Genomic DNA, 16004 nt, shown 5'->3' with positions numbered 1-16004 from the left:
GTTCTGCCCGGAACGTGCCCGGCCCTCACGTTTCCCCCGGAGGGGGCCGGTCGTTGGACGGTGCGTGACTCTTCTGACGAGGCGGGCAGGGGCGGGCTTGGCCGCCGTGGCGGCATGGGCGGGCCTGCTGGGCGGGCTCACCGGCTGCACCAAGGACGGCGGATCCCCGGTGGAGATCGCCCTGCCCGGCAAACCCCGCCTGCCCGACGAGGCCATCCGGATCACCCCCGCGGACAACGCCAAAGGGGTCCCCGCCGAGGGGCCGCTGCGGGTGAACGTGCCCGAGGGCCGGCTGGAACGGGTCGTCGTCACCAAGGTGGAGGACGCCCAGGAGGAGCAGGTCCCCGGGTCCATCGCCCCCGACGGGCTCAGCTGGAGCCCGGCACCGTCGGCCGGGCGGCTCTCGCTCGCCGCCAAGTACACCGTCGACGCCGTCGCCCGCGACGGGCACGACCGCCGTCAGGCCCGGCACACCACCTTCACCACCTACGTCCCCGAGGAGAGGTTCATCGGCTACTTCAAGCCCGAGAACCGCTCCACCGTCGGCACCGGCATGATCGTCTCCTTCAAGTTCAGCCGCGCCATCAAGCAGCGGGCCGAGGTGGAACGGGCCATCACCGTCACCTCGGACCCGGCCGTGCCGGTCGTCGGCCACTGGTTCGGCGACGAGCGCCTCGACTTCCGGCCCAAGGAGTACTGGAAGCCCGGTACCCAGGTCACCGTCAAGATGGCCCTGCGCGATGTCGAGGGCGCGTCCGGTTCGTACGGGATCCAGGACAAGACCGTCCGCTTCACCGTCGGCCGCTCCCAGGTCTCCCTCGTCGACGCCGCCGCGCACACCATGGAGGTCCGCCGGGACGGGCAGCTGCTGTCGACGATCCCGATCAGCGCCGGGGCGCCCAAGAACACCACCTACAACGGGAAGATGGTGGTGATGGAGATGTTCGACGTCACCCGGATGAACGGCCAGACCGTCGGCTTCGGCGGCGAGTACGACATCCCCGACGTGCCCCACGCCATGCGGCTCACCAACTCCGGGACCTTCCTGCACGGCAACTACTGGGCCAGCCCGGACACCTTCGGCTCCAGCAACACCAGCCACGGCTGCGTGGGCCTGCGCGACGACAAGGGCGGCGGCTCGGACACCCCGGCGGGCTGGTTCTTCGACCGGACGCTGGTCGGGGACGTGGTGGAGGTCGTGAACTCGCAGGACCGCGTCGTGGCCCCCAACAACGGACTGGGCGGCTGGAACATGTCCTGGGCCGACTGGGTCGCCGGATCCGCCGTCAGCTGACCCCGCAATCGAGTGATTGTCGGACCGCAATGCCGTGGCGCGAGAGTGTCCTCCGTCCGCCGCGCCGACGCTCTGCCCTAGAACTGGGGGCGCCCCGCACCGGGGCGCCCCCAGAGCCTGGCAGGGCGATCAGCGCGGATACGGACGGAGCGTCATGTCGGCAAGGAACTGGACCCTGGGACTCGCGATCGGGGCCGTACTGGCCGCCGGGTCCCCCACGGCCCTGGCGGCGGCTCCCGCCCCCGGCCCCCCGCCCGCCCGCGCCCTGCGGGCACCGCTGCCCGGCGGACTCGGCCCCTGCGTCCCGGGCGACTGCCCCCGTCCCTTCCCGCCGATCGGCAGCGACGGCAGCGTCAAGGGGCGCGACAACGCCGTCAACATCTTCGCCGGCGGTCGGTTCCGGGTCCGGGGGCGTGCCTCCGAGGCCGAGGGCCGGCTGGTCGTCCTCGGCAGCTTCGACCAGGACAAGGCGGCCGGCGGGGACTCCCGCTACAACGTCGGCATCGTCGGCGCCGGCTCGCTGGTCCCGCCCCCCGACGGCGCGGACTTCCTCACCACCGGCGCCGACGTCACCGTCGCCACCGGCGAGACCCTGATCGCCGACCGGGGTGTGGTCCGCTACGGGGGCGCGCTCAGCGGCACCGTGACCGGCACCCGCACCCCCGACCCGAACGCCGTCGCCCCGTACGCCGGCCTGCGCGGCCGGCTCGGCGCCGCCAGCCAGTGCTACGCCAAGGTCGACGGCAGCCCGCGCCCGCCGACCGGCACCGTCGTCAACAGCGGCTTCGAGACCGTCTTCACCGGCAACAACCGCGACCCGCTCCAGGTCTTCAACGTGGACGCGGACCTGGTCAACCCCACCGGCGGCGGCGCACAGGGCATCCGCTTCACACAGATCCCGCCCACGGCGACCATCCTCGTCAACGTCCTGGGCACCGGCACCCGCACCCTCAACACCTACAGCGGCACGCTCGCCGACCGGGGCGGCGACCCGCTCAACGCGTACCGCGAGCGGCTGCTGTGGAACTTCCCGGACGCCTCGGCGGTCAACCTGACCGGCAGCGGCCAGTTCCAGGGCAGCTTCCTGATCGGCAACCGGGCCTCCGAGACCCTGGTCACCCTGCCCGGGATCAACGGCCGCTTCTTCACCACGGGCTCCGTCACCCACGGCAGCGCGACCATCGGGGGCGGCGGCCAGGAGTTCCACGCCTACCCCTTCACCGGCGACCTCCCCGACTGCGGTCCCACCCCCGCCCCGACCGGCACGGTGGCCGTGGCCAAGGTGGACGGTGAGGGCCGTCCCCTGGGCGGCGCCCGCTTCGAGCTGTGGCACGAGACGAACGGGGTGCCGGGCCTCCAGACGGACACCGCGTCCCCCGACACGAAGGTGGCCGACTGCACCACCCCGGCCACCGGCCGCTGCGCGCACACCGGCGCCGCGCCCGGTACGTACCACTGGCGCGAGACCGTGCCGCCGGCGGGCCACGACCTGCCCGCGAACCCGGTCTTCGAGCTGACGCTGACCCGCGAGAACGCCGCGGCCGGGGCCCTGGCGCGGGCCGTGAACACCCGCACCGAGACGCCGGGCGCCAGGGTCGTGCTGCGCAAGACCGACCGGGACACCGGGGCCGGACTGCCCGGCGCCCGCTTCGAGCTGTGGCGCGAGACCAACGACCGGACCGGCCTCCAGACCACCGGCGACGATGCCGACGAGCGGCTGGAAGGGGTCTGCGTGACCGACGCCCAGGGCACCTGCACGGTCGAGCTGCCGGTCGACGAGACGTACTACTGGCGGGAGACCGGCTTCCCGGCCGGTTACGAGAGGCCCGCCGACCCCGTCACCCCGTTCGACCTGACGCGGGGCGACCTCGTCCAGGGCATCGTCGTCACCGTCGCGAACCGCAAGGAGAACGCGGAGCACCCCGGCTCCCTGCACCTCGTGAAGAAGGACGCCAAGACGAAGCGGCCGCTGCGCGGCGCGGTGTTCGAGCTCTGGAAGGAGACCAACCGCACCGGCGGCCTCCAGACCCGCGGCGTCAACGCCGACCAGAAGGTCAAGGACGGCTGCGCGACCGACCGCAACGGCGTCTGCGACTTCGACGGGCTCTCCGAAGGCCTGTACTACCTGGTCGAGACGGACGTCCCCGAGGGTTACGTGCTGCCGCGAGACCGGGTGACCGGCCCGGTGCGCGTCACGGCGGCGGCCCCCGGCAGCCACGTCGTGGTCACGCTCCAGAACAAGCGGGACGAGTACGGCAAGGACCCGGGCAAGGAACACGGCAAGGACCCCGCGAAGCACGACGGCAAGCAGCACGGCAAGCAGCACGACAAGCGTCCCGACGCCTGAGCGCTCCGCGCACGGCCGTCCGGCCTTCCGCTGCGCCGGTGGAGTGGACCCCTCACTCCACCGGCGCACCCGCGCGGGCGCTCCCCCGCCCGCGCGGGTTGGCTGGGTCGCGGGGTCCGGCGGGCGGACCGGAGGAGGACCGATGACCGTACGTCAGGCGATGGGACCCACGGCCGTCCTGGCCGCCTTCCTCGCCGTCCTCGTCCTGCCGGGCCCGGCGCTCGCGGCCGCCCTCGATCCCGACCCCGAGACGGCCTGCACCGCCGGGACCGGCCCCTACCAGCGGGAGCTGGAGGCCCACCTGCACCGGAAGGCCGACGGGGTGCAGTCACCGGGCGACTGCACCGCCGTCCGAGCCTTCCAGCGCGCGAACCGCCTCACCCCCGCCGACGGCTACGCCGGCCTCGCCACGTTCCGCACGATGACGGCCGTCGCCGCCCGCGCGAACCCCAACGCCGCGGGCCGCTGCCCCGCCGACGAGGACCGCGTGACGTGCGTGGACCTGGACCGCCAGCTCCTGTGGGTCCAGGAGGGCCGCCGCGTGGTCTTCGCGCCGGTGCCCGTCCGCACCGGCCGCGACGACCAGGAGACCCGTCCCGGCCGCCACGAGATCTACTGGCGGCACAAGGACCACGTCTCCACGCTCTACCCCGACTCCCCGATGCCGTACGCCCAGTTCTTCGACGGGGGCCAGGCCCTGCACGGGCGCGGCGGCGACCTGTACGCGCACGGCGGATCGGCCGGCTGCGTCAACCTCTCGGTGGCCAACGCCGAACGTCTGTGGAACCTGCTGACGGAAGGGGACGTGGTCTACGTCTGGGGTACCAAGCCCGGGACCGAAGGCTGACACGCCGCCGTACGTCCCACTTGGGACGGAACGGTGACACGACCGTGCCTTTTCGTGGTCCACCCGTGTGATTTCCTGTCGACATGCGCGCGACTGCCCGCGCGCGGGGGACATGGGGAGAACACGAGTGAACCTGCAGCCGATACGCGGCCGCGCCCGCACCGGCCTGCCGGCCCTTCTGCTGGGAGCGGCCCTGCTGCTCACCAGCGCCTGCAGCGGCGGCGGAGGAAGCAACAGCGGGGGCAGCGGCGGGAGCGACGCCAAGGGGACGGCCGCCGGTGCCAAGACCGGCACCGAGGCGTCCAAGGCCGTGGTGAGCGTCAAGCCGGACGACGGGGCCAAGGAGGTCGCGACGAGCGGCATCCTGAAGATCTCCAGCACCGGCGGCAAGCTGACCACGGTGACGGTCGCCGACACCAAGGGCAACGCGGTGGAGGGCAAGCTGGCCGGTGACGGCGCGAGCTGGGAGCCCGCCCGCAACCTGGCCGCCGCCACCGAGTACAAGGTGCACGCGGTCGCGAAGGACGAGTCCGGCCGGGAGTCCGCCAAGGACACCACCTTCACCACCCTCACTCCGCAGAACACCTTCGTCGGCCACTACACGCCGGAGGACGGTACGACCGTCGGCGTGGGCATGCCGGTCTCCATCAACTTCACGCGCGGCATCACCAACACGGAGGCCGTCGAGAAGGCCATCACCGTGACGGCGGAGCCGTCCGTGAAGGTCGAGGGCCACTGGTTCGGCAACGACCGGCTCGACTTCCGTCCCGAGAAGTACTGGGCCGCGGGCACCAAGGTCACCGTGAAGCTCGCCCTCGACGGCGTCGAGGGCCGCCCCGGGGTCTACGGCAAGCAGACCCGTACGGTCACCTTCACCGTCGGCCGCTCGCAGGTCACCACCGTCGACGCGAGCGCGCACACGATGCAGGTCGTCCGTGACGGCCAGGTCCTCAAGGACATCCCGATCACCGCGGGCGCCCCGGCGACGACCACCTACAACGGGCAGATGGTCATCAGCGAGAAGTACAAGGTGACCCGGATGAACGGCGCCACCGTCGGCTTCGGCGGCGAGTACGACATCTCCGACGTCCCGCACGCGATGCGGCTGTCGAACTCCGGCACCTTCGTCCACGGCAACTACTGGGCCCCCTCCAGCACCTTCGGCTCGGAGAACGTCAGCCACGGCTGCGTCGGCCTGGAGGACGAGCGCGGAGCCGGCGACGACAGCACGCCCGCGGCCTGGTTCTACAACGAGTCCCTGATCGGCGACGTGGTCGTCGTGAAGAACTCCAAGGACAAGCAGATCGCCCCGGACAACGGCCTCAACGGCTGGAACATGGACTGGGCGGAGTGGATCAAGTAGTCCCCCTCCCCCGGTAGTCGAGGTGGCCCGGTGCTGTGACCCACAGCACCGGGCCACCTGCCGTTAACCGGCGCTAACCTTCCCCGTATGACCATCTCTCTCGAAGTCTCCGAAGGCGTCGGCACCATCCTGCTGGACCGCCCGCCCATGAACGCCCTGGACATCGCCACCCAGGACCGGCTGCGCGAGCTCGCGGTGGAGGCCACCGACCGCGCCGACGTGCGCGCGGTGATCCTCTACGGCGGCGAGAAGGTGTTCGCGGCCGGCGCGGACATCAAGGAGATGCAGACGATGGACCACGCGGCGATGGTCGCCCGGTCCCGCGCCCTCCAGGACGCCTTCACGGCCGTCGCCCGGATCCCCAAGCCCGTCGTCGCCGCGATCACCGGCTACGCGCTGGGCGGCGGCTGCGAGCTCGCGCTCTGCGCCGACTACCGGATCGCCGCCGACAACGCCAAGCTCGGCCAGCCCGAGATCCTGCTGGGCCTGATCCCGGGCGCGGGCGGTACCCAGCGGCTGTCCCGGCTGGTCGGCCCGTCCAAGGCCAAGGACCTCATCTTCACCGGCCGCATGGTCAAGGCCGACGAGGCCCTCGCGCTCGGTCTGGTGGACCGGATCGTGCCCGCCGCCGAGGTGTACGAGCAGGCGCACGCGTGGGCCGCGAAGCTCGCCCAGGGCCCGGCGATCGCCCTGCGCGCAGCGAAGGAGTGCGTGGACGCGGGCCTGGAGGCCGACATCGACACCGGTCTGACCATCGAACGCAACTGGTTCGCGGGCCTGTTCGCCACCGAGGACCGTGAGCGCGGCATGCGCAGCTTCGTCGAAGAGGGCCCGGGCAAGGCCAAGTTCGTCTAGAGGGCGCCTCGGGGCGCGGTGGGGGAGAACCCCTGCGGGTGGATTAGCCAGGCCTTAAGGCAGCCTTAAGCAGAGCATGTGATCCACCGACGGTGATCGCAGTGCAGCGCTCCGTCATCGCAGGTCAAGTCGCCCCCGCGGGCCTCCGATTGCCCGGTGCATATGCCGTGGCGACCCTCCGGGAGCGTTGGTCCCGGGGGGTGTTTTCCCGTGGAACGGCCCGGGAGGGCGCGCCGGCCGTCCATGATGGGTGCATGGCGGGCCTGGAGGGTGTGGAACAACCGCGGCAGCGCGTCGGCGCGTCGGCCGTGCGGCTCACGGCGGCGGTCGAGGAGGAACTGGGCCTCAAAGCGCTGGACCGGTACGGGAATCCGGCCGAGGGCGAGGTGACGCTGCCGTCCATGCCGGAGTCGGCGAGCACGGCCCGCCGGCTCACGCAGAGCGTGGTGATCCGCTTCTGGGGCCTCTCGCCGCAGATCGCCGAGCACACCGTCCTGCTGGTCTCGGAGCTCGTCGGCAACGCCGTGCGCCACACGGGGGCGCGCACCTTCGGCTTACGGATGCTGCGCCGGCGCGGCTGGATCCGCGTGGAGGTGCGCGACCCCTCGCGCGGGCTGCCCTGCCTGATGCCGGTCCACGAGCTGGACGTGACGGGCCGCGGGCTCTTCCTCGTCGACAAGCTGTCCGACCGCTGGGGCGCCGACCTGCTGCCGCGGGGCAAGATCACCTGGTTCGAGATGCGCGTCGCCGACCGCTAGGGACCCCCGGAACGCCAGAAACCCCCTGTCGCCGTGATGGGGCGCTGCGGGGGTTCCATGGGTGCGCCGAGGATCGGTGGGGTGTGTGATCCTCGGCGGAAGACTTCGCTCGGGTCAAAGGGAAGTCGTGGTTCCGACTATGGCAGACGAGGGCCCGAACGCCAAAAGTCCCTACTCGGACATAAGTGTGCATATCCTAAGAGTTTCCATCTAAATCCTAGGTGAGGTGGACCACTCACCTCTCATTCGATGAATAACTATCGACTGCTCTGTGTAAATCGTTGATCACGTAGCGGACGGTCGCACCCTCGACACGCGGGCCGTTTGGGTCCCGAATTGGGTCAATCGTTATCTTCTCGCCCATTCACCTCTTAAATGGGCAGGTGTTCTCACCTCCAGGCCGCCGCGCGGCCCTGCGCGCGGGCACCGCCGTCCTGGCCGGCCTCACCGCCGGCTGTGCCGCGGACCGGCCAGCCACGGGTCCCGCCCCATCCGCCGGCCCGGTCCGGGCCAAGCCCGCCCCGGCCGGCCCCGCCCCCGCGCCCCGCCGCTTCGCCGGCCAGCCCGTGGAGATCGGGCACGGCCCGCGCGACCGTCCGGCGGTCGCCCTGACCTTCCACGGCAACGGGGACCCCGCCATCGCCCGCGCCGTCCTCGCCGAGGCGGAGAAGGGCGGCGCGCGGGTCACCGTCCTGGCCATCGGCACCTGGCTCGACGCCCACCCCAAGATGGCCCGCCGCGTCCTGGACGGCGGCCACGAACTGGGCAATCACACCCAGCGCCACCTCGCCGTCAACGACCTGCCCGAGGCGGAGGCCTACGCCGAGATCACCGGCTGCGCCGAGCGCCTCAAGCGGCTCACCGGTTCGATCGGCACCTGGTTCCGCCCCTCCCAGACCCAGTACGCCTCCCCGCTCGTCCAGAAGCTGGCCCAGCGGGCGGGGTACCCGCACGTCCTCTCGTACGACGTGGACTCACTCGACTTCACCTCACCCGGCGCCGCGGCCGTCATCCGCAACGTCACCGGGACGATCCACGGCGGATCGGTGGTGAGCCTGCACTTCGGCTACGCGGACACGGTCGACGCGATGCCGCCCCTCCTCGAAGAACTCGCGCGCCGCAAGCTGCGCGCGGTGACCACCACGGAGCTGCTGACCTCATGACGACGAACCGCCTTCCACGGAAGGCCACCGCGCTCCTCGCCGGACTGGTCCTCGCCGCCCTGGCGGGCTGCGGATCCGGCGGAAAGGGCGAGCCCGAGGCGCTCGGTTCCAAGGGGCCGGCCCGACCGGTCAAGGCCGTCCCGGCCGCCCCGCCCGGACTGCCCGGGATGCCTCCGGTGCTCGACCCCAACGACGTGTACGCGGCGGACCGGCCGAACCAGCTGTCCCCGGTGGTCAAGGACTTCCCGTCCCGCGTCTACGTCCCCAACACCAACTCCAACACGGTGTCCGTCATCGACCCGGCCACCTACAAGGTCATCGACACCATCCCGGTCGGCGTCCAGCCGCAGCACGTGGTGCCGTCCTGGGACATGAAGACCCTGTGGGTCAACAACAACCGAGGCCACACGCTCACCCCGATCAACCCGGCCACCGGCGAGGCCGGCGAACCCGTGGAGGTGCACGACCCGTACAACCTGTACTTCACCCCGAACGGGAAGTACGCCGTAGTGATGGCGTCCATGGACCGCGAACTGGTCTTCCGCGATCCGCACACCATGAACCGCGTGAAAACCGTCCCGGTGACCTGTTACGGCGTCAATCACGCCGACTTCTCCTCGGACGGCCGCTACTTCATCGTGAGCTGCGAGTTCTCCGGAGAACTCCTCAAGGTCGACACCGAGAAGATGGAGGTCGTCGGCCAGCAGAAACTCCCCTTCGAGGGAGCGATGCCGCAGGACGTGAAGATCTCCCCGGACGGAAAGACCTTCTACGTCGCGGACATGATGGCGCACGGCATGTGGGTGCTCAGCGGCGACAAGTTCGACGTGCCCAAGCTGCTGCCCACCGGCAAGGGCTGCCACGGGCTGTACGTCAGCCGCGACTCCAAGGAGATGTACGTCTCCAACCGGGGCGAGGGCTCCATCTCCGTCTTCGACTTCAAGCAGAACAAGCTCACCAAGAAGTGGGAGCTGCCCGACGGCGGCAGCCCCGACATGGGCGGGGTCTCCGCGGACGGCAAGGTGCTCTGGCTGTCGGGCCGCTACAACTCCGAGGTCTACGCGATCGACACCGTCACCGGCAAGGAGCTGGCCAGGATCCCGGTCGGCGGCGGCCCGCACGGCCTCGCCGTCTACCCGCAGCCCGGCCGCTACTCCCTCGGCCACACCGGCATCTTCCGCTAGACCCGTACGCACGGAGGTGTCCCGGGAGCTCGCACAGCTCCCGGGACACCGGCTCCATGAGGTTACTGCCAGGCGACGGGCAGCCGCTCGGGCAGCCGCTTGATGAACCCGGTCCGCCAGACGAGGTTCTCCGCGGGTACGGCCAGGCGCAGTTCGGGCAGCCGCTCGACCAGCACCTCCAGGGCGATCTCCGCGTGCGCCCGGCCCAGCGCGGACGCCGGGCAGAAGTGCCGGCCGGCGCCGAAGGCGAGGTGGGCGTTGGCGCCCTCCCGCTCCAGGTCCAGCTCGTCCGGGCGCTCGAAGGCCTCCGGGTCGAAGTTGGCCCCCTCCAGCAGGACGAGCACCAGCTCGCCCTCCTTCACCAGCACGTCCCCGACCTGGACGTCCGCCATCGCGAGGCGCGGCAGGCCGTCGCCCACGGACAGGTTCCAGCGCAGCAGTTCGTCCACCGCCCCGCCCATGCGCTCCGGGTGCTCGCGCAGGTACCCGATCAGCTCCGGCCGCTGGAGCAGGGCGAGGACCGCCAGGACCAGGAACGCGGACGTGGAGACCGCGCCCGCGCCGAAGAGCGAGACGGCGACGGTCGCGAACATCTCGTCCGTCAGATGGGCCGACTCCGGGTCGGCCTCCCGCAGTCCGGCGAACCTTCCGAGGAGCCCCGTACGCTCCTCGGCGGGCCGCGCCAGCTGCGTCTTGAACGCGTCGGCGAAGTAGCCGACGTCCTTGTACCAGTTGAGCGCGGAATCGGCGAAGGGCTCGCGGGCGGTCATGAACGCGACGTCCAGCCCCGACATCAGCCGCCGCCGGTCCTCGAAGGGCACACCCAGCACCCGGCAGTGCAGGGCCGCCGAGAAGGGGTCGGCGAACCCCGCCCGGAGGTCGGCCGGCCCGCCCTCGGAGACCAGGGCGTCGATCAGCTCCCCGGCCGTGGCGCGCAGGAAGTCCTGGAGGCCCTTCTGCCTCGGGTTGAGCGCCTTCATGACCGCGTTGCGCAGCCCGGCGCTGTTGATGTTGCCCATGTTGTTGACGACCTCGGGCGGGATCGTCAGCGCGTACTGGCGGGGCGCCCCGGCGTTGGCGGTGTCCTTGAGGCTGAAGCGCTCGTCCTCCAGTACCTGCTTGGCCAGCGCGTAGCTGCTCACGAGCCAGGCCGGGTCCCCGGTGAGGGTCCGGACCCGGGCGACCGGGGCCTTCTCGCGCAGCCAGGAGCACTCCTCGGGGAGCACGTCACCGCGCCGGGAGAGGGGGAAGTCCAGGAGGGGCTCCCGTTCCTCCGTGCCCTCAAGCTGCTCGACGCTCATCGACGGTCCTCTCGGTCGGTGCGGTGCTGTGCGCGGGGGTGTCCCGCGCGGTGGTGTCGTGGGGCGGTACGGGGGGCGTGGTCCCGGCGGCCTCGGGGCGCACGACGGCGTACGCCTGGTTGCGCGTCGCGCGCAGGCCCCCGCCCCGCGCGAAGAGGACGTCGGTCATCGGCATCTTGACGTGGTAGGCCGCCACCGAGGACGGCACGTCGAGAATGCTCGGGGTGTCCACGAAGAAGGGCAGCTCCGCTGCCATGTAATCGAAACAGACCTGCAACTGAGCGTCGGTGATGGATTCACCTTCCGGCAACTTCGATCCGACAAAGTGAAGGGCCATCTCCTCGCAGCCCTTGCGGAATACGTCGTCGGTCTCCAAGAAATGCAGAACGCGTCGGTGCAGTAGTTGGTAAACGGGGTTCGACTGGAACTCCGAAAGTGCCCTCACCCGGATCTCGGCATGCTGGGGTACTGATTCCTCGACGCCTTTGAGAATCCTTCTCCGGACCGCCTTGATCTCCTTCGCCGAACGCTTCTCCGCATGCTCGCGGGTGTAGCCGAAAGCGGCGAACATCCGGTCTACGTGGAGGTCTGCGTAGACGAAGTCGACCTGCGCGAAGCGGGTCGTGGCCCACCTGGCGAGGCTCGATATGCGTTCGGAGCTGAAGTAGCTGTTGCCGGGACTCACTCCGATCAGCACATGGTCGCCGTCTTCCCAGATGTGGCGGCAGGTGCGGGTGAAGGGCAGAACTTCGAATGATGCGTCAACTGTGATCGTCACCTGTGTGGTCGCCCTTGTTGCCACTTGTCCCTGGGAGCCCTGCGCTCCTGGTGTGGCGGCAATGCCGGTACGTTATGCCGTGATCCCGGAGCGTGACAAGTGCACGGCGGAATTGTTGGCTGGAATTATCGCTTCCGCGTTACGGAAGAGTAATTGAATTTCTTTCTGCCGGTTGAACGGGACCCGCGGCGGCGCTCCGTTCCGGGTGCCGCTACCCTGAGCCGGTCAACAAGCACCAAGAAGGGGTGGACCCAGTGGCGGACATCGAGAGCGCACGGGCGACGTTCAACAAGTTCGACGTGAACGGTGACGGCTTCGTCACGGCCGACGAGTACAGCGCGGCCATGAAGGCGATGGGCGACGCGTTCGTCACCGCCTCGGTCGCGGACGCCGTGGTCGCCTCCAAGGACACCAACGGCGACGGCCTGATGAGCTTCGACGAGTTCTGGGCCGCCCTGAACAAGTAGGCCCCCGCGCCGCCCCCGTCCCCCTGCCGGGGCGGGGGCGCGGTCCGGCCCCGCGCCGTCCGCGCCCGTCAGGCCCCGGACGCGCCCTCGACGGCCTCGACCTCCGCGAGGGCCTCCCGCAGCCAGCTCAGCCAGAACTCCTCCAGGGCGATGCCGCCGTGCAGCACGAGCCGGCGCAGGCGGTCCTCCACGGCGTCCCGGTCCGGCGGGAAGTCCTTGGCCTCGATCGCCTCGTACTTGGCCAGCTGCTCCCGGTGCAGCTCCAGATGGCGCCGCAGCTCCGGACCGAGCCCCTGCAGCCCCACCACCCCCGCCGCGCGCAGCCGCAACAGCAGTGCGTCACGCATCGGCTTGGGGTCCTGGCTCTCGTCCACCCAGCGGGCCAGCTCCGCGCTGCCGTCGGGCAGCACCTCGTACTCCTTCTTCTGCCCCCGCACCGGGACCTCGCTGGGCAGCTCCCGGATCAGGCCGGCCTCCTCCAGCCGCCCGAGCTCCCGGTAGATCTGCTGGTGGGTCGCCGACCAGAAGTACCCGATCGACTTGTCGAACCGCCGGGTCAGCTCCAGCCCCGACGAGGGCTTCTCCAGCAGGGCGGTGAGGATGGCGTGCGGCAGCGACATGGGGGGAGTTTACGGTCGGGGGCGCGCCCGTCAGGGCCGGAAGCCGGTCAGCGCCTCCGGGGTGCGGGGGCCCGGAGCGTCCCCGGACAGGAGGCCCCGGGCGCGCAGGAAGGCCGTCACCGCGGGGGACCAGGCCTGGCGCAGTCCCGCCGAGGCCAGCAGCCCCGGATCCGACAGCAGCTCGGGAGCCGGTCCGGTCCGGATGCCCGACGGGGTCAGCACCGCCGCGTCGTCCGCCCAGCGGACCGCCAGGTCCACGTCGTGCGTGGCCATGACCACCGTGGTGCCGTCCGACCGCAGCCCCGCCAGCACGTCCAGGAGCCGCTCCTGACCGTCCGGGTCCAGCCCGGCCGTCGGCTCGTCCAGGATCAGCACCCGCGGCGCCATGGCCACCGCCCCCGCGATCGCCGCGCGCTTGCGCTGCCCGTACGAGAGCAGGTGGGTGGGGCGGTCCCGCAGCGCGGTGATGTCCAGGGCGGCCAGGGCGGCGTCGACCCGCGCGCGGACCTCCGGCTCCGCCAGCCCCAGGTTCATCGGGCCGAAGGACACGTCCTGTTCCACGGAGGCCGCGAACAGCTGGTCGTCCGGGTCCTGGACCACCAGCTGCACCGAGGTCCGCAGGCGGGTCAGCCCCGCCCGGTCGTACGCCACCCGCGCGCCGTCCAGGCGCAGCTCGCCGGTACCGGGCCGCAGGCCCCCGCTCAGCAGCCGCATCAGCGTGGTCTTCCCGCTGCCGTTGCGGCCGAGCAGGACCAGCGCGCGGCCCTGCTCGATCCCGAAGTCCACGCCGGACAGCACGGCCGGGCCGTCCTCGTACGCATGGCCCGCCCCGGCCAGCTCCACCACCACGGTCACAGGAACTCCTTCAGTACGAGGGTCCCCGCGACCAGGCCGGTCAGCAGGGCGGCGGTGGCCGCGAGGAACCGCCAGGACAGTGCCGCCCGCGGGACGAGCACCCGCAGCGCGCCGTCGTAGCCGCGCCCGGCCAGCCCCTCCTGGAGCCGGCCCGCGCGGTCGAAGGCCCGGACGAAGGAGGTCGCCGCGAGCCCGGCCAGGGAACGCCACACCGCGGCCCGGCCCGTCTGTCCGAGCCGGGCCGCCTGCGCCCGGCGGACCTGGGCCATCGAATCCAGCAGCAGGAAGCCGATCCGGTACATCACGAGGGCCACGTCCACCACCGGTGCGGGCACCCCCGCCCGCACCAGGCGCGGCAGCACGTCCGAGACCGGGGTGGTGAAGGCGAACAGGAGCACGCCGAGCGAGGCCGCCGAGGTGCGCAGCAGCAGCTCCCCGGCGTGCCGGGGCCCGTCCGGCGCCAGGGAGACGAAACCGGCGGGTCCGCCCAGCGACACCAGCAGCGGCAGCGCCCCGGTCACGCAGAAGCCGAGCGGCACCCGGAAGGCCCGCCACAGCTGCCGCCCCGCCACCCCCGCCGGGCCGAGCAGCACGGCCAGGGTCGCCGCGGCGACCAGCGGCCCGCCGGGCCAGGGCGGCAGGGACACGGCGGTGACGGTCAGGCCGAGTCCCAGCAGGGCCTTCTCCAGGGGGTGGCGGCGGCGCCAGCGGCTGGAGTGCGCCGCCACGTCGATCGGCAGCACCGCCTACGACTCCGCGACGGTCGTGGCGCCGGGCCCGGCGGCGGACCCGGCGGCGGACCCGGCCGGGTCCGCGGAGGCCGCGGCCGCCTGGGCGAGGCCCTGCCGGCGACCCTTGCGCACGCCGAAGTAGTACGCCAGCACGCCCGCGCCGAGCGCCGCCTGGAGGGCGAACAGCGCCGACTCGATCTCCCCGGACGGGGGTTCGTACAGCGGCGAGAACCAGGGTTGGTAGTCGGGCTTCAGCTCGGTGATGGCCGACTCCGCCTGTGCGTCGGCGCCCGTGAACGGCTCCTCCTCGCCGTCGCCGAGCCCCAGTGCGAGCGGGAGCACGGCCAGCGCGGCCACCAGGAGCAGCAGCAGGGTGTTGATCTTCGCGTTGCGGGTCATCGGACCGTCGCCTCCTTCTGCGCGCCGGCCGCGCCGGCCGCGCCGGTCAGCTTCGCGACCCCGAGCCGGACCAGGTCCGACTTGCTGGACTGCATCAGCAGGCGCATCACGAGCACCGTCAGCAGCCCCTCGCTCACCGCGAGCGGGATCTGCGTCAGGGCGAAGATCCCCGCGAACTTCTCCAGCGCGCCCCAGAAGCCGCTGCCCGGGTCCGGGAAGGCCAGCGCCAGCTGGACGGAGGTCACGCAGTAGGTGACGAGGTCGGCGAAGAAGGCGCCCAGGAAGACGGTCACCATCAGCGGCGCACCGGACTTCCGCAGCAGCCGGTAGACGGCGTAGCCGGCCCAGGGCCCGGCGATGGCCATCGAGAAGACGTTGGCGCCGAGGGTGGTGAGCCCGCCGTGCGCCAGCAGCAGGGCCTGGAACAGCAGGGTGATCGTACCGAGCACCGCCATGACGGGCGGCCGGAAGAGGATGGCGCCGAGCCCGGTACCGGTCGGGTGGGAGCAGCTGCCCGTCACCGAGGGGATCTTGAGCGCGGACAGGACGAAGGTGAACGCCCCCGAGGCCCCGAGCAGCAGGGTGCTCTCCGGATGGGCCTTCACCTCGCGGGTGAGGGCGCGGACTCCGTGGACGACGAACGGGGCGGACGCGGCGCCCCAGGCGACCGCGTGCAAGGGGGGCAGGAACCCCTCGGCTATATGCATGAGTAGAGAGACCTCTCCAGCACCTCGTGGATGGACGACGCGCCCCGGCCGGTCTCCTGGCTCACGGGTACTGATGCCCTGACTCCGCCTTCCCGGGGCCGTGCGGTCTCCCGCGCGGGCCCAGTGGCTTCCCGCAGGAGTAGAGCCGGACTTCCCGATCACAGTGGCGAGGGCCGCACCGGTTTTCCACCGGTTTCCCGAACACCAAGGCCAGCTGACCCTAGTCGCCAGGACGGACCGGTAACAACCCGCCCCAATTCGGCCGTTCGGGTGGCCGGATCCGGCGTGAGCGCCACCCGGCGCGACGCGGCCCGGACGGACGCGGTCCGCTGGCG

Annotated in this window: 16 protein-coding genes and 1 riboswitch; of the genes, 9 read left to right on the top strand and 7 right to left on the bottom strand. The window is 71.6% G+C overall.

Annotated elements, in window-relative coordinates; all coding sequences use genetic code 11:
* Nucleotides 1-97: 97 nt before the first annotated feature.
* The 8 genes from OG295_RS10160 (at nucleotide 98) to OG295_RS10125 (ending at nucleotide 9811) form a co-directional block, all read left to right on the top strand.
* Nucleotides 98-1294: an Ig-like domain-containing protein gene (locus OG295_RS10160; protein ID WP_371676583.1), complete on the top strand. Its 1197-nt coding sequence runs from the start codon at nucleotides 98-100 to the stop codon at nucleotides 1292-1294.
* Nucleotides 1295-1448: 154 nt separating this feature from the next.
* The gene (locus tag OG295_RS10155; protein WP_371676582.1) at nucleotides 1449-3641 is read left to right on the top strand and encodes a choice-of-anchor A family protein; all 2193 of its coding nucleotides are present in this window, start codon (nucleotides 1449-1451) and stop codon (nucleotides 3639-3641) included.
* Nucleotides 3642-3783: 142 nt separating this feature from the next.
* Nucleotides 3784-4488, top strand: a complete 705-nt coding sequence (locus tag OG295_RS10150; RefSeq protein ID WP_371676581.1) for a L,D-transpeptidase family protein — start codon at nucleotides 3784-3786, stop codon at nucleotides 4486-4488.
* A gap of 112 nt (nucleotides 4489-4600) precedes the next feature.
* Nucleotides 4601-5851 (top strand): Ig-like domain-containing protein, encoded by a 1251-nt coding sequence (locus OG295_RS10145; RefSeq protein ID WP_371676580.1) that lies wholly within the window; start codon nucleotides 4601-4603, stop codon nucleotides 5849-5851.
* An 87-nt stretch (nucleotides 5852-5938) separates the two neighbouring features.
* Complete coding sequence (locus OG295_RS10140) at nucleotides 5939-6706, top strand: enoyl-CoA hydratase/isomerase family protein (protein WP_371676579.1); 768 nt, start codon at nucleotides 5939-5941, stop codon at nucleotides 6704-6706.
* Nucleotides 6707-6855: 149 nt separating this feature from the next.
* A complete protein-coding gene (locus OG295_RS10135) occupies nucleotides 6856-7464 on the top strand; it encodes an ATP-binding protein (RefSeq protein ID WP_371676578.1) in 609 nt (202 codons plus the stop codon).
* Nucleotides 7465-7847: 383 nt separating this feature from the next.
* Complete coding sequence (locus tag OG295_RS10130; protein WP_371676577.1) at nucleotides 7848-8627, top strand: polysaccharide deacetylase family protein; 780 nt, start codon at nucleotides 7848-7850, stop codon at nucleotides 8625-8627.
* Nucleotides 8624-9811, top strand: a complete 1188-nt coding sequence (locus OG295_RS10125) for a YncE family protein (RefSeq protein WP_371676576.1) — start codon at nucleotides 8624-8626, stop codon at nucleotides 9809-9811. The genes OG295_RS10130 and OG295_RS10125 overlap by 4 nt, the downstream gene beginning before the upstream one ends.
* A gap of 62 nt (nucleotides 9812-9873) precedes the next feature.
* Here OG295_RS10125 and OG295_RS10120 read toward each other — a convergent pair whose 3' ends face one another.
* Nucleotides 9874-11112: a cytochrome P450 gene (locus OG295_RS10120; protein ID WP_371676575.1), complete on the bottom strand. Its 1239-nt coding sequence runs from the start codon at nucleotides 11110-11112 to the stop codon at nucleotides 9874-9876.
* Nucleotides 11093-11890, bottom strand: coding sequence for a tRNA-dependent cyclodipeptide synthase (locus tag OG295_RS10115; RefSeq protein WP_371676574.1), 798 nt, complete (start codon nucleotides 11888-11890; stop codon nucleotides 11093-11095). Before OG295_RS10115 ends, OG295_RS10120 begins: the two co-directional genes overlap by 20 nt.
* Before the next feature lie 254 nt (nucleotides 11891-12144).
* On the opposite strand from OG295_RS10115, the gene OG295_RS10110 reads away from it, so the two are divergent.
* A complete protein-coding gene (locus tag OG295_RS10110; protein WP_371676573.1) occupies nucleotides 12145-12357 on the top strand; it encodes an EF-hand domain-containing protein in 213 nt (70 codons plus the stop codon).
* 68 nt (nucleotides 12358-12425) lie between these two features.
* On the opposite strand, the gene OG295_RS10105 is transcribed toward OG295_RS10110, so the two are convergent.
* Genes OG295_RS10105 through OG295_RS10085 form a run of 5 tightly spaced genes read right to left on the bottom strand, consistent with a single transcriptional unit; the run spans nucleotide 12426 to nucleotide 15669 of the window.
* A complete protein-coding gene (locus OG295_RS10105; RefSeq protein ID WP_371676572.1) occupies nucleotides 12426-12977 on the bottom strand; it encodes a PadR family transcriptional regulator in 552 nt (183 codons plus the stop codon).
* Between the two features lie 30 nt (nucleotides 12978-13007).
* Nucleotides 13008-13832 carry an energy-coupling factor ABC transporter ATP-binding protein gene (locus OG295_RS10100; RefSeq protein WP_371676571.1) on the bottom strand — a complete coding sequence of 275 codons (825 nt, stop codon included), beginning with the start codon at nucleotides 13830-13832 and terminating at the stop codon, nucleotides 13008-13010.
* A complete protein-coding gene (cbiQ, locus tag OG295_RS10095) occupies nucleotides 13829-14575 on the bottom strand; it encodes a cobalt ECF transporter T component CbiQ (RefSeq protein ID WP_371676570.1) in 747 nt (248 codons plus the stop codon). Before cbiQ ends, OG295_RS10100 begins: the two co-directional genes overlap by 4 nt.
* A gap of 3 nt (nucleotides 14576-14578) precedes the next feature.
* Entirely contained in the window at nucleotides 14579-14962 is a 384-nt protein-coding gene (locus OG295_RS10090) for an energy-coupling factor ABC transporter substrate-binding protein (protein ID WP_371676569.1), read from the bottom strand.
* Nucleotides 14959-15669, bottom strand: a complete 711-nt coding sequence (locus tag OG295_RS10085) for an energy-coupling factor ABC transporter permease (RefSeq protein ID WP_371676568.1) — start codon at nucleotides 15667-15669, stop codon at nucleotides 14959-14961. The genes OG295_RS10090 and OG295_RS10085 overlap by 4 nt, the downstream gene beginning before the upstream one ends.
* A gap of 28 nt (nucleotides 15670-15697) precedes the next feature.
* A riboswitch (cobalamin riboswitch) is annotated at nucleotides 15698-15916 on the bottom strand.
* Nucleotides 15917-16004 lie beyond the last annotated feature (88 nt).

Source organism: Streptomyces sp. NBC_01276, assembly GCF_041435355.1.
Lineage (GTDB): Bacteria > Actinomycetota > Actinomycetes > Streptomycetales > Streptomycetaceae > Streptomyces.
The sequence above is the reverse complement of the archived record's forward strand: the minus strand, read 5'-3'. Positions and strand labels throughout refer to the sequence as shown.

Excerpts from the sequence above, each read along its gene's own strand:
- OG295_RS10155 (WP_371676582.1), top strand. The coding sequence starts at position 1,449 with ATGTCGGCAAGGAACTGGACCCTGGGACTCGCGATCGGGGCCGTACTG.
- OG295_RS10150 (WP_371676581.1), top strand. The coding sequence starts at position 3,784 with ATGACCGTACGTCAGGCGATGGGACCCACGGCCGTCCTGGCCGCCTTC.
- OG295_RS10145 (WP_371676580.1), top strand. The coding sequence starts at position 4,601 with ATGGGGAGAACACGAGTGAACCTGCAGCCGATACGCGGCCGCGCCCGC.
- OG295_RS10140 (WP_371676579.1), top strand. The coding sequence starts at position 5,939 with ATGACCATCTCTCTCGAAGTCTCCGAAGGCGTCGGCACCATCCTGCTG.
- OG295_RS10125 (WP_371676576.1), top strand. The coding sequence starts at position 8,624 with ATGACGACGAACCGCCTTCCACGGAAGGCCACCGCGCTCCTCGCCGGA.
- OG295_RS10120 (WP_371676575.1), bottom strand. The coding sequence starts at position 11,112 with ATGAGCGTCGAGCAGCTTGAGGGCACGGAGGAACGGGAGCCCCTCCTG.
- OG295_RS10105 (WP_371676572.1), bottom strand. The coding sequence starts at position 12,977 with ATGTCGCTGCCGCACGCCATCCTCACCGCCCTGCTGGAGAAGCCCTCG.
- OG295_RS10090 (WP_371676569.1), bottom strand. The coding sequence starts at position 14,962 with ATGACCCGCAACGCGAAGATCAACACCCTGCTGCTGCTCCTGGTGGCC.
- OG295_RS10085 (WP_371676568.1), bottom strand. The coding sequence starts at position 15,669 with ATGCATATAGCCGAGGGGTTCCTGCCCCCCTTGCACGCGGTCGCCTGG.